At 40.7% G+C, this 12,581-nt stretch carries 10 protein-coding genes and 2 pseudogenes; 10 read left to right on the top strand and 2 right to left on the bottom strand.

Annotated features, from left to right (window positions below):
- Positions 1 to 30 precede the first annotated feature (30 nt).
- From MKX30_RS01815 to MKX30_RS01800, 4 genes and pseudogenes are all read left to right on the top strand, one after another.
- On the top strand, positions 31 to 1,032 hold the full coding sequence (locus MKX30_RS01815) for an ROK family protein (protein ID WP_341062375.1): 1,002 nt from the start codon (positions 31 to 33) through the stop codon (positions 1,030 to 1,032).
- 11 nt (positions 1,033 to 1,043) lie between these two features.
- Positions 1,044 to 1,327 (top strand): annotated as a pseudogene (locus tag MKX30_RS01810) (MFS transporter); the annotation flags it as partial.
- A gap of 469 nt (positions 1,328 to 1,796) precedes the next feature.
- On the top strand, positions 1,797 to 2,603 hold the full coding sequence (locus MKX30_RS01805; protein WP_341062374.1) for an HAD-IIB family hydrolase: 807 nt from the start codon (positions 1,797 to 1,799) through the stop codon (positions 2,601 to 2,603).
- Positions 2,604 to 2,663: 60 nt separating this feature from the next.
- The gene (locus MKX30_RS01800) at positions 2,664 to 3,566 is read left to right on the top strand and encodes an ROK family protein (RefSeq protein WP_023988912.1); all 903 of its coding nucleotides are present in this window, start codon (positions 2,664 to 2,666) and stop codon (positions 3,564 to 3,566) included.
- Between the two features lie 359 nt (positions 3,567 to 3,925).
- Here the strand turns inward: MKX30_RS01800 and MKX30_RS01795 are convergent, their stop codons facing one another.
- On the bottom strand, positions 3,926 to 5,887 hold the full coding sequence (locus MKX30_RS01795) for an endonuclease MutS2 (RefSeq protein ID WP_076295087.1): 1,962 nt from the start codon (positions 5,885 to 5,887) through the stop codon (positions 3,926 to 3,928).
- A 694-nt stretch (positions 5,888 to 6,581) separates the two neighbouring features.
- Positions 6,582 to 7,766, bottom strand: a pseudogene (locus MKX30_RS01790) (IS1380 family transposase); the annotation flags it as partial.
- A 105-nt stretch (positions 7,767 to 7,871) separates the two neighbouring features.
- On the opposite strand from MKX30_RS01790, the gene MKX30_RS27375 reads away from it, so the two are divergent.
- The 6 genes from MKX30_RS27375 to MKX30_RS01765 all read left to right on the top strand — a co-directional run bounded on the left by MKX30_RS27375 (position 7,872) and on the right by MKX30_RS01765 (position 12,555).
- The gene (locus MKX30_RS27375; RefSeq protein WP_444850690.1) at positions 7,872 to 8,057 is read left to right on the top strand and encodes a competence protein CoiA family protein; all 186 of its coding nucleotides are present in this window, start codon (positions 7,872 to 7,874) and stop codon (positions 8,055 to 8,057) included.
- Between the two features lie 351 nt (positions 8,058 to 8,408).
- On the top strand, positions 8,409 to 8,678 hold the full coding sequence (locus MKX30_RS01785) for a hypothetical protein (RefSeq protein ID WP_340958618.1): 270 nt from the start codon (positions 8,409 to 8,411) through the stop codon (positions 8,676 to 8,678).
- Positions 8,679 to 8,860: 182 nt separating this feature from the next.
- Positions 8,861 to 9,031 (top strand): hypothetical protein, encoded by a 171-nt coding sequence (locus MKX30_RS01780; protein ID WP_341062373.1) that lies wholly within the window; start codon positions 8,861 to 8,863, stop codon positions 9,029 to 9,031.
- 368 nt (positions 9,032 to 9,399) lie between these two features.
- A complete protein-coding gene (locus MKX30_RS01775; RefSeq protein WP_013310135.1) occupies positions 9,400 to 10,095 on the top strand; it encodes a response regulator transcription factor in 696 nt (231 codons plus the stop codon).
- Between the two features lies 1 nt (position 10,096).
- Positions 10,097 to 11,152, top strand: coding sequence for a HAMP domain-containing sensor histidine kinase (locus MKX30_RS01770; protein WP_341062372.1), 1,056 nt, complete (start codon positions 10,097 to 10,099; stop codon positions 11,150 to 11,152).
- A 221-nt stretch (positions 11,153 to 11,373) separates the two neighbouring features.
- Positions 11,374 to 12,555 carry an alpha/beta hydrolase family protein gene (locus MKX30_RS01765; RefSeq protein ID WP_023988906.1) on the top strand — a complete coding sequence of 394 codons (1,182 nt, stop codon included), beginning with the start codon at positions 11,374 to 11,376 and terminating at the stop codon, positions 12,553 to 12,555.
- The last annotated feature ends 26 nt before the right edge of the window (positions 12,556 to 12,581 follow it).

Below are 12,581 nucleotides of genomic sequence, written 5' to 3'. Positions count from 1 at the left end.
TTATGATGTTATAAAAAGAAGGTGCTATGTATGGAAAAAGCTAATACAAATTTAATTAAAGAAATAAATCTGAACCTGGTTCGCAAAGTATTGAAACAGATCAGTAAGACAACAAAACCCCAACTAGCCGCATTGACTGATTTAAGTGTGGTAACTATCAATACCCTTATGCAGGAATTGCTTAATAATGGAGAGATCTTTGAAGATGAAATCGTCCCTTCAAACGGAGGCAGGCATGCGTTAACCTATCGTTTTAATTATGAGTATAGTCTAGCACTGATTATACATATTAACGAAAAACAAGGGACAGATGTAGTGTCTACTACGGTAGTGAATTTAAATGAGGATGCTCTGATGAAAGAAGAGCATCCCTTTCAAATTTTTAATGCTACACAATTTTATTCCACGATTCAAGACATCATTTCCCTCTATCCTTCCATTAAAGTTATTGGAATAGGAATCCCGGGACAATCTGTAAATGGAGAAATTACAGTCAGCAGTCATGAAAGATTAAATGGAATTCGGTTGGCAGAGGATGTGCAAAGCAAATTTGGTTTGCCGGTTATTGTGGAGAATGACGTAAATGCCGCTGTATGTGGTTACGTCTATAGAGAACAAATAGATGAAGATCAATGTGTACTGGCTATTTATTTTCCTGAGAATTCTCCACCAGGAATGGGGATTTATTTGCGAAATGGGGTTTTAAAAGGCAAACATGGATTAGCTGGTGAAATCAAATTCCTTCCGTCGATAGTTTGGGATGAGAGCAAGGGAACGGAAGTTTTCTTCAATAGTATATGTGAAATTATTCAAATATTACAATCTGTATTTGATCCTGATCGAATTGTGATCTATAGAGAGAATATAGAAGAAGTGTCTTTCTTTCGTTTTTTAGAATCCTACAAATCTAAACATAAGATGCCTTTGTACCCTGAGGTTATTTTCTCAGATTTATTTTATGAAGATTTTAAAACAGGTTTGAGAGGGTTAACTCTAAAAGAATTGGAACGTCCAATCATTGTCTTTAAATAATGTATATATGATTACCTGGGTTTATTCTTATTGGTTAGGACTTGCGCCGATTTACCCTGGACTTCTTCATGAAACGCCAACTCGGTTTGGTAAAGAGAATTCTTCCAAACTCATGAGATATCAAATGGCAGTTGCTTATACAGGAACGACATTACTTCCTCCCATTTTTGGGGTTATAGCTTCTCAGACAAGTATTCATTTTTTCCCGATTGCCGTCATTGTTTTCCTTCTTTTTATGCTGTTCAGTTCAGAACAAGTGAATCGTACATTGAAAAAGAGAACTTTGAACGGTTAACCCAAGATTATATCTTAAATCATAAACATCCATGACAAAAATGTGCTTTTCTATAAATTATCGCTTGACCTGAAACGCGTTTCATCAGCTAAAGTAAACGTGTAACCTAAAAGAGAAAGCGAGGGCACTCTATGATCTCACTGATTTTACTTTGCTCAGTCATATGGATTGGTACTTATTGGTGCTTAACATTATCCGGGCAGCCTAAGGAAGTAAAACCTTACCGCTCCATCGATGATTTTTTTGAATAACTTTGTATGTCCACTTAATAAAGAAACTTTTTTTACTCACTTTATTAATATGTTTAATTAAATGGTTTAATAAGTGTACAGGGTATGTAATGCACCTATTAAATGAATGTTTGAAGATTTTAATAGAGATTTTGATGTTGATCCATGGAAAGAAAATGAAAAGCCGTAAATTAAACTTGGCTAATAAAGATCTTTATATATTAAGGGAGGATTTATATATGTTTAAACTGGTAGTAAGTGATCTGGATGGTACTTTTCTGAATAATAGTAGCACTTTCGATGTCGAATTATTTAATCAGGTGTATGGAGAAATGCAAGAAAATAATATTTCCTTTGTAGCCTGTACAGGCAAGCAGTGTGAAAGAGTAGAAGAATTATTTGGCGAGCACGGAAAAGGGATCTGGATCTTAGGGGACAGTGCTACGCGGATTAAAAAGGATGGAGTCGTCGTCAAAGAGTTTACGATTGAACGCAATTTAGCTTTACAAGCGATAAGAGATATCGAAAGTTTTTCCAATGATTTCATTATCATAGCATGTACAACGGAAGCAGCATTTGTTCATTCTTATATTCAAGACGAATACTATAAAATTGTGAAAGGCTCGTATAAAGAAGTGATTAAAATTGATTCATTTGATCAAATCAACAGTAGCTTTCTTAAAATAACTGTATATGATCCAACTGGAAGAAGTTCCTTATTAAGAAAACATGTTGAAAAGACTCTAATGGATCAAATTTATATCGTTGATTCTGAAGCAAATTGGCTGGATATTACAGCCCTTCATACCCATAAAGGGGAGACGGTAAGAAAACTCCAAGAGATATTGGGGATTACTGAGGATGAGACCCTGTCTTTTGGAGATGGTGAAAATGATGTGGAACTTATGAGTATAGCAAAATATAGTTTTGCTATGAAAAACGCATGTGATAATACTAAAAATGCAGCCAGTTTTATCACTAAATCCAACGAAGAAAACGGTGTCTTATTAACGATAAAAAAAATGATGGATTTACAAAAGCAATAATATTAATTATCGTTATGGAGAGAAGACCCCAAATTGCCTCATGAAAGGACTATACGTAGCATGAAAAATAAAATACTGGTTTTTGATATTGGTGGCTCTTTTATTAAATTTAGTTTGTATTTTCAAGGTGAATTTATGTGCAAGGGGAAAGTTAAAACTCCATTGGACTCACTTGAGAATCTGCTTGTAGCTTTGAAGCAAATTCATAATCAGTTTATGGATGAATGTGAAGGTATAGCCGTCAGCATGCCAGGTATTGTGAATTCGGAAAGCGGTCACATGGTGCATGGCGGTTCATTAAGATATATAAATGATATAAATATGCTTGACGTTTTTAAGAAAGCGTTTCACAAACCTGTAGCGATTGAAAATGATGGAAAGTGTGCTGCTCTTGGAGAAGCATGGCGTGGTTCATTACAAGGGATTACCGATGGTGTCGTTCTGGTCGTTGGAACAGGGATGGGCGGTGGAATCATCTCTCAAGGGAAATTGTTGAAGGGCCATCATTTATCAGCTGGGGAGTTCTCCTTCATTAGAACGAACAACGAAAATGCAGACAATGATGATTATCTGCTTGGTATGCAAGGGAGTAGTTTTGTTTTAACTAAAACCGTTGCGAAAGCCAAAGACCTTCCTGCAGATTCTATGACAGGTGAAAAGATATTCAAGTTCATTGAAGAAGGTGATGGCACGGTCCAAACGATTTTTCGAGAATACTGTAGGAACATCGCAACACAAATCATTAATTTGCAATCCATACTTGATCCTGAAAAGTTTGTAATTGGGGGAGGCATATCTGAAAATCCTTTACTGGTTATTACCATTAGGGAAGAGCTAGAAAAGCTTTATAAGGATTCTTTCTATAATTTTGTGCGTGCAGATATTGAACAAAGTAGATTAGGCAATGAAGCGAATTTGCAAGGTGCTATATATAACTACAAACAATCCTATCATCTTGAATGATAACAAAAGTTATATTTCGATGAGCGCGGGATTGAGTATTACAAACAAATAAAATAACAATAAAAGAGCGTGCCTTAACTTTGGACACGCCTTTTTTGCATTACAGACGTTTGATATAGGAGCTTTATATAATGAAGCTGGATTGAAGGTTAGAAGCCGAGTTTTACATGAACTTGGATGTCTGATTTATCTTGTCCTATCTAGTAAGGAATCATTAAGTTTACATAATATATATTATGTTTTTTTGTGTGGTAAAATCTGCAAGTGGATCACTCTTATCAAGTGTCCGCTTGCAGATTCAAGTTTCACTGACAATATAAAAGTAACTTATTTTTTATATTGAGAATATACGCATGTGTCTATATTTCATTTTCCGGGGGAGATTCAATCATCACTCCTTCGACATGCTTGCGTCCCAGCAGTTTTCGTTTTTTGCGGTTTTCCTTGGTTTCTAAAACAATATCCAGATCATAGTCGTCAGGATACAATTCAGTAGCAGCGATGTGAAGGGCGAGCCTCTTTTTGTTTATGGTTAGCTTCTGTCCTTGGATTAAAATCCCGACATTCCCCCGTTCATCCTCGGTTTTGTATACAATTCCAGTTCGATCCAGGTAGCCTACGTAAACACTATCACCAAGGGCAAATGGCTTGGTTTTGAGAGGAATTTCTTGTTTCCCCCGTTTTGTGACTGTACCGTCTAAAGCTGCTTTTTTAGGGAGAGGCTTATTTGCATCATCAGACTTTTCATCATCTACAGAAGGGGGAATAACAAACGATTCCTGTGTTTTCCGAGACACTCTGCCTGCAGAAATGGCCTCAGAACGCTCGATAATACGTGTCCACATGCCCAGCTTCAAGGCAATCGCATATGCATAGCTTTCTCCGGCCTCTCCAATGCGAAGTCGGTACAATGGTTGCAGCGTTTCGGTATCAAACTCCATACGAGCATTCTGAAATCCCGGTGTGTTTTCAGCAAAATGCTTGATTTCGCTAAAGTGGGTTGTAGCCACTACTGTCGCCCGGCGACGGTGGAATTCTTCTAGCAACGCGATAGAGAGCCCTACCCCTTCTCCCGGATCGGTACCAGATGCCATCTCGTCAATCAGGATCAGAGTAGAGTTGCCCGTCGTTTCTAAAATGCTAATCATGTTGCGGATGTGTGCAGAAAAGGTGCTCAAAGCATGTTCAATGCTTTGTCCATCCCCGATGTCAACCACAATTTCCTCGAATACAGCCATTCGGCTGCCATGCAAAACAGGTACCAGTAGCCCAGATTGCACCATTAATGTTAATAGACCGACGCTTTTGAGGGCCATCGTTTTTCCGCCTGTGTTCGGTCCGGTGATGATGAGTGAGGAATATCCTTCACCAATTGAGAAATCAAGCGGCACCATGGTATTGGACATCAACGGGTGACGTGCACCTCGGATGTCTATAATCCCGTCAAGGTTAAGTTCGACAGGGACAGCATCCAGAGTCATGGCGTATTTGGCTTTTGCCAATAAAAAATCCAGTACACCTACCGTCTCTGTATTGATGCTTAGTTCCCGATTGTATAACTCAGCCATTGCCGTCAGGTCTCCCAGTACTTTCATTTCTTCTTTTGATTCTTCTGCCATGTTCGCGCTCTGATCGAATTGCAGATTCGTGATCTCGGCAGGTTCAACGTAAACCGTTTGACCACTTCCCGATTCATCCAGTACATTGCCTTTCACTTGTTTACGGAATTCTTTTTTGATTGGAAGCACGTAACGGCCATTGCGCTGACTAATCATATTTTCCTGCATAATGGATCGGTGACGGCTGGTGAGAGAGTCAAGTTTTCTCTTGATACGTTCTTCAGTAACCGCAATTTTTTTGCGAATTTTAGCTAGTTCTTTACTGGCGATATCCGTCACACGTCCCGAATGAATACATCTTTCGATTTCGGATAGAAGTGGCTCCATGCTATACATGGAAGATGCATAAGCGCTGACGGTTGGAGCAGCGTCCGCCTTGGAATGCATATATTTTATTAGTTGAATGCAGCTTCTAATGAATTGAGCCATATGAGAAAAATCGAGCTCGCTGAACATATACCCGGTTCCGAGCAGATGAAGAATGTGCTCCATTCCTTCCAACGAAGGAACAGGGACGCTTGCTCCATGGCGAATGATCTGTAAGGCTTCGTTCGTTTCGTCAAGACGAATCTTAATTGTACGGATATCAGCAATTGGCCGCATAGAAGCAGCGTGACGCTTACCCAGGTAAGAAAAAGCACATTCGGAAACTCTTGTTTTAATTTGATCATATTCCAAACGCAGCATTGTAGTTTCGTTCATGAATAAATCGCTCCTTTAGTTGTGTAGTGTCAGGATTTTGGAAACCTTGCTGTTAAAATAAAAAAGGGCGGAGAATGAACAAAACGTTCATTCTCCGCCCTTAAAGAAAGAGGGAATTTATCATCAAATAAGCCTGTTATGCAGCTTTTGTAGTTCCGAGTTCCGTGTTTCCAATTTATTCACGCAACAGCTCTTTTCTAAGCTATTTGGATCGAATGGAAGACGTTTAAAGGGAAGTTACAAAATCTGAAAACAAAAAAACCGCGCTGAACACAGCACGGAATAGGGCCTGGATGAAGATAATCCCGAAGGCGATTTATGATATCCGCATGTTCTTAACTAATATCAGGGTAACAACAAAGCAACAAACAAACCTGTCCCCGAAGGGTACAAGCGCCTGATGATACTCCCTGAATATGCAATTGCTTAGTTAAGAACGTTCACCGACATCAAAATCTCTCCCTTAATTGAAGATATAACCATACTATACGATTGGACAGGCGTTGAAGTCAAGGTCGACTTCTTTAATTCGATACAATGGTGATCATAAAAATAACATAATATATATTATCCTGAATTTCGAAAGCCCGTAAGATCAAAGAAGCCAGAGACTCACCGCTCAAAAAACCTGTAAGAATCAGGGTGTATTAACAGGGGGAATATTCCAAAACGGCTTACCAGCACGTAGATTCCGGAAGAATTCCAGACGAAACCTTGCAAACGTGTAGCCCCTATGAACCGGTTCGCAGCAATCTTGTTTGAATCGCTCGTACAGGTTATAGGCCAGTAATTTGACGAGCAGGTCAATTTCATTGGCTTCAAAAGAGCCCGTGGCGATTTTATCGATGGCAAATCCGCACTTGGCTTCCTGGATGTAGTTTTCCATACAACACCGCTGGTTGTAAAAGCGCCACAAATCGATGGATTCCCACTCCAGGCTCGTGACGATCGCTTCATACTCCCAATCGGTATCCAGCAGGAGACAAGCTTGGTCGTCCTGAACGACTTTCGCCTTGCGGATGACGGCGACCCGCCGTGGTTTCTTCCAAGACGTGGCTTGGTACCAAAGGGCGATGCCTTCAATGATCCAGTCTTCGTCCACGTAACGTTTCCAATACCGACAAGCGGCCACTTCAGCCGCCAAACGTTTGGTCCATTTCATTTTGCCCACATAGCCGATCTGCCGTCCTTTCCAGAGCGAATAGAAGTCTTCGCCGCCAAAGCCCTTGTCAAACCGGGCGTATTGGACCGGGTGCTGACCTAAGAGGTCAAAGGTCTCTTTCAGAAAAGGGGCGGCCTCGGTGGACGAGTGAACGTTTCCTGCCCGTAGCACGGCATTCAGGCAAAGGCGGGACTGTCCTTCAAAAGCGAGCAAGGGATGATAGCTTTTGCGCCCCGGCTTATGGGCATTCACGCCTTTCGCCGCTTGGGCCTGATTGCCGTAGACCGTCTCCACGGTCGAATCCAAATCGAGAATGAGCTTGGAGGGCAGACAAGGCCGGATCACTTCGAGGTTCACTTGCCGGAGTTCCATTCGTACATTAGGATTCGTTTTTCCCAGCCGATCCAGTTCCTTGTACAGAAGCGAGTGGTGTGGACAGCGTCCACCGAGAAACCGCTGAAGGAGGGAGTCCTTTTGCCATCGGCGAAAGTGAAACAGACGCTCACAGCCCAGTATCCAGCCGACGATGAGGTATAGCAGAATGCGGTGCACTGGGAACAGTGCATTGTGAGCTTTGCCTCCGGATAAGGTTTGGAGCACCTGGCTCAGTTTAATTTTTTCGAGATAATCGAGGAAGATCTTGCTTCCTCCGATGTTTGTGGACTGGTTTAGGGGAAATTAGGTCTTGATTTTATGGATGGGTGTGGTAGACTTCACCTAAAAGGTGCTCCTCTCTTTGGGTGATTTTGTTCTCGACAAACACCATTCTACCAAAGATTTGAGCCCTTTTTTTATTTTTTATAGAAGGTTACTTTCAGGATAATGTACAATTGGTTAAAAGGTAAATTTCCTAATGCAATTGTGGAATTTGAAGTGTATATCCCCACTACAAGGCAAATAGCAGATATTTATGTTGAGCATCAAGATGGAGAGTATGAGGGAATGAAATGGGCTTTTGAATTTCAGCATAGCCCCTCTTACCATTGCCCAATGGGAAGAACGTCATAATTTATTTGAGTCCGTTAGTATTCAAGATTTCTGGATCTTTGATAAGTCCAAATTCATAAAATTTTCTTCGGCTAGAGACTATACAGATGCTAGAAAAAGAGTGGATTTCGATGAATACATTTATAAAAAAACAGGTTTGGTATATTTCTCGATGTCGAAGAAGCCAACTTAACCATTGAGTTCAATTACTCTTTAACATCAAGAACGACCAATGTAAACGGCCACGATAGAAAACAATATTTTACTTATCATAATCCTGAAGATATTTCGGTTCCAATATCTAATGTGAGAGTAAGAAAATGCAAAACATACGATTATTGTGTTTTGGTTTCGGATAGTTTAGAACCATTCATGGAAGATCGATTGAGATATATCCTGAATCTTCTTTTACAAAAAAGTTTACAAGAGCGGGAAGAACTTTTTCTAAAAAAACTGCAAGAAATGGTTAGCTTTGCTAGCGCTATCTATGGAGAAAAGTTTATGAATCGCTTAAAGGTAATTATTGGGGATAGTGATAGGGAATTTTCTTATTATCAAACTTCAGTAGGTTCATTTGATGACGGATCTTATGATAAAGAGAGAACTTCAATAAATTTAAAGATAGCGAAGATATTTCATTAAGAGCATTAACAAAGCTTATTTCCCCTAGTGATTTTGTGCTGATTGGTGCTTTAAAGAGACAGGGGGACATGACTCTACGAGAGTATGTAACAAGTAAACACAAAAATGAGATCTCGTTAGTGGAGTATGTGTATACAGAGCACAGAGACACTCTGGATAGATTAACAAGGAGAAATAAAATCTTGGTAAATAAAATGCTGGAAGAGGTTAGTATCAAGCTTTGTGTTCATGGTGGTGCACGTACTTCTACGGACTATGCAATTCAATATTTATACCTTGATTCTATTTACGAAGTGGAGAATTGCATCAACAAGATTAAGGAATTATTATTTATATCAGATCCGTTTGCGTAATTCTGATCATCAATTGTTTAAAAATAGCCTACAATAGCCGGTACCAAAGAATCCTGAATCATGAAATTCATGAACACCGCATAAGAAGAAAGATTTTGCGCTGGTTGTTGATATTATTTATCCGAAAGGAATAAATGTTCGTATATTTATCTGTTCTAAATTGACACTGACGCCCATAACTCGACCGCTATTGAAGGGCATACCAGCTTGTTAAATCCAGAATTCCCCAAGGCGTTGCTCAAGCTCTTATTCCAGCGTATCCGGAACTGGAGAGGCGCTTTGAGCGCGACTTTTTTTGTCAATTCGAGTCCATGCGGTTCTTGTGTTATATAAATGCAGTCCATTTAAAGAGGTTGGGAGGTATAAAGATGCCGAAAACGATATTAGTTGTAGACGACGATGAAGAAATCGTAAAACTCATCACAAAGAGTTTAAGGTACGAGCAATTTGCAATAATTTCGGCATGTTCCGGGAAAGAAGCCTTATCTGCATTGGAAGAAAATCACATTGATTTCATCGTTCTTGATATAGTGATGCCTGATATGGATGGACTTGATGTCTGCAGAAGTATCCGAAATTCTTATAATGTCCCAATTCTGTTTTTAAGTGCGCGTGATAAGGACATTGATAAAATCGTCGGGCTCGAAATAGGAGCAGACGATTACATGACCAAACCTTTCAGTATTCAGGAGCTTGTCTCCAGGATAAAGGCTCACTTCAGAAAAGTGGACAGGCTTTTTAAAGAGTGGGATGAACTTAGTCCCAGTAACGAAAAGGCGGATGCTCCGCTCATTTTGAACGATAAGACGTTTGAAGCATTTCTGAATAGCAGGAAGCTCGACTTATCAACGAAGGAATTTCAGATTCTGTCTATCCTCATGCGCCACCCGAATCATGTATTGACTCGTGAGCAGATATATGAAAACGTCTGGGGAGACGAATACGGAGAAATAAATACCGTAACGGTTCATATAAAAAATATCCGTAAGAAACTTGGTTCTGAATATGACTTTATTAAAACAATATGGGGCATAGGATATAAATACACGGAAAGAGAGCAATAGTATGAAACTGAAAATAAAGCTTCCTCTTTTGTTCCTGCTGATGTTTATAATATTCATGTTTTCGATTGGAATGTATCTGAAGCTTGTCTTTGCAATATATTCCCCTATACGCAGTTCATTGCTGGACTCGCGATATATAGTATTGCTCCTGCCCATATTTGCAATTGCCTGTTTCATATTTATTATTCTGATTATCTATATTCATTTTTGCATAGAGAAACCCATTCAGCTTCTGAATACCAGGCTTGAGGAAGTAAATATTGTACATCCACTGCCTCCGCTAGCTCTGAGAAGTAATGATGAGATCGGAGAACTTTATAAGCACTTCAATAAGATGGAGCATCGGCTTCAACTCGCGCACAAAGAGCAGATCGATATGATCGCGGCAATTGCCCACGACTTGAAAACACCCTTGACATCTATTAATGGTTTTACTGAACTGCTGGCTACACACAAGGATTTACCAGAAACTGAAAAGCAGGAATATTATGATTTGATTCAAAAGAAGTCAGGATATATGGTCGAACTCATCAATGATTTCTCCAGCTTCACCAAAGAAAAACTGGAGTTGGAATCTATGGTAGCTAAACCTGTAAAAGCATCAAAATTATTTGAAAACATTGCCCTTGAATATGAGTATGAGTTGGCGGGACTTGACAACGAGCTTACTTGCCGCCATTCATTCACGGAAAATATATTGCTGATGGTCAATGAACCGATGATCCGTCGGGTTTTCGGTAACCTCTTTAGCAATGCTGTAAGATATGGAGGGAAAAATAAACTGAAAGTGTATATGACCGGATACCCGCTAGGACAGTATGCCTTTTTTCAAATCGAGGATAATGGAATTGGAGTGCCAGATAAGGATATATCTTCTCTGTTCCTCAAATTTTTCACTGTGGATAAATCGCGGCAAATCCAAAAGGGCGGGCTGGGTCTGGGTCTTGCAAGCTGTAAATCCATTATTGAACATCATAGGGGCGAAATTTGCGCCTACCCTTCCGAATATGGCGGTTTGGGGATAAGATTCAGCCTTCCCTTGGCCGCACAACACTGATTTTATTTTTGCACATTTTCTTTTACTACAGGAGTTAAAGGCTGCTGCCAGGTGTGAACACCCAGGCAGCAGCCTTTTTTGTTTTTTCAGCGGTTTATAGTTTTTTATATTCTCTTTATAAACATTTATTTTTCTTTTAAAGAAGCTTTATCTTTGTGTTGTAAAAATTACTTGTAGTAAAAAAACTACAATCACTAGAACTGGAAAAGGAGGATGTTGCAATGTCAATTGAGTTCAGCCGTTGGCCCAATAACTACATGATGTCATACCAAGTCACCAAAGCTTTAGGTATGGCAAGCCTCGGTGCTACGGACGTCACCGAGATCTACGAGGCCTGCAAAAAAATCGACCCCGATGACAAGGACACGTGGCACAGGGAATGGCTCATAACGGCTCAGGCATTGGAAAGACACGGCAAGGAGGCCGAAACGGCTGGAAACTGGTATACAGCACGAAACTGCTACATTCGTGCCTGCAATTACTACAGAATTGCGGAATATGTGGTGATGGATGATGACACCGAGAAAATCCGTATATTTAAGAAAGTAAATGAACTCTTCGAAGCTGCCGGAAAGTACTTCGATGTCCAACCGGAGAAGATCCAAGTCGATTACGAAGATGTCAAGTTGGATGGTTACTTCTTCTCCCCTTCCTGGATAAAAGGTCCGAAGCCGACCCTTTTTGCTCTCAACGGTGGCGACGAGTGGTCAATTGAAAACTATTTCTGGCTAGGTCCCGCTTTTATTTCGTGTGGATATAACTTTCTGGTCTATGACCAGCCTGGCACCGGCCTCTCGCTGTACGAAAAGGGAAAAGGAAGACGAGCGGACAGTGAGGCTTTCCATTCCCGAGCAATCGACTTTCTTCTAACGCGGCCGGAAGTCGATCCCGATAAGATTATCGTGCACGGGGAGAGTTTTGCGGCTTACGACTCGCTGCGATTCGCTTCGTTCGATCACAGGATTGCTGCCGTCATCTCCGACGGCGGTACGCACGCCTTCGACTGGGATGCCATGCTTAAATGGATGCCGCCGAGTCTGGCCGCACACGGCATGAGAATTCTGGGGGCAAAAAGCTTGGAGGATTTTGCGGGGAATCCGCGTTTTGCCTATGATCTTGAGGGCGTGCTCCACCAGATAGAATGTCCGCTTCTTGTAATGCACGGAGCGGAAGAGATATTGGTTCAGCCAAATCCGCTGACACAAGCCTTGAAGAATTACGAGCAAGCGGGTTCGAAAAACAAGACGTTCTACCCGATAGAGGATAGACGACTTGGCGGATTAGAACACTGTCAGGTAGACAACATCAACGTGCTGCATGAGGTAGTGCTGAATTGGCTCTGCTCAATTGGGCTTGGGCCAGCCTCGCCTCGCTTAAGCGATTGCCAGGACATCATAAAGTAGATTTATTGAAAAATTTCTGATTGAGC

The sequence above is a fragment of the Paenibacillus sp. FSL P2-0173 genome (genome assembly GCF_038008045.1).
GTDB classification, from domain to species: Bacteria; Bacillota; Bacilli; order Paenibacillales; family Paenibacillaceae; genus Paenibacillus; species Paenibacillus polymyxa_B.
This window is presented reverse-complemented; position numbering and strand designations above follow the sequence as displayed.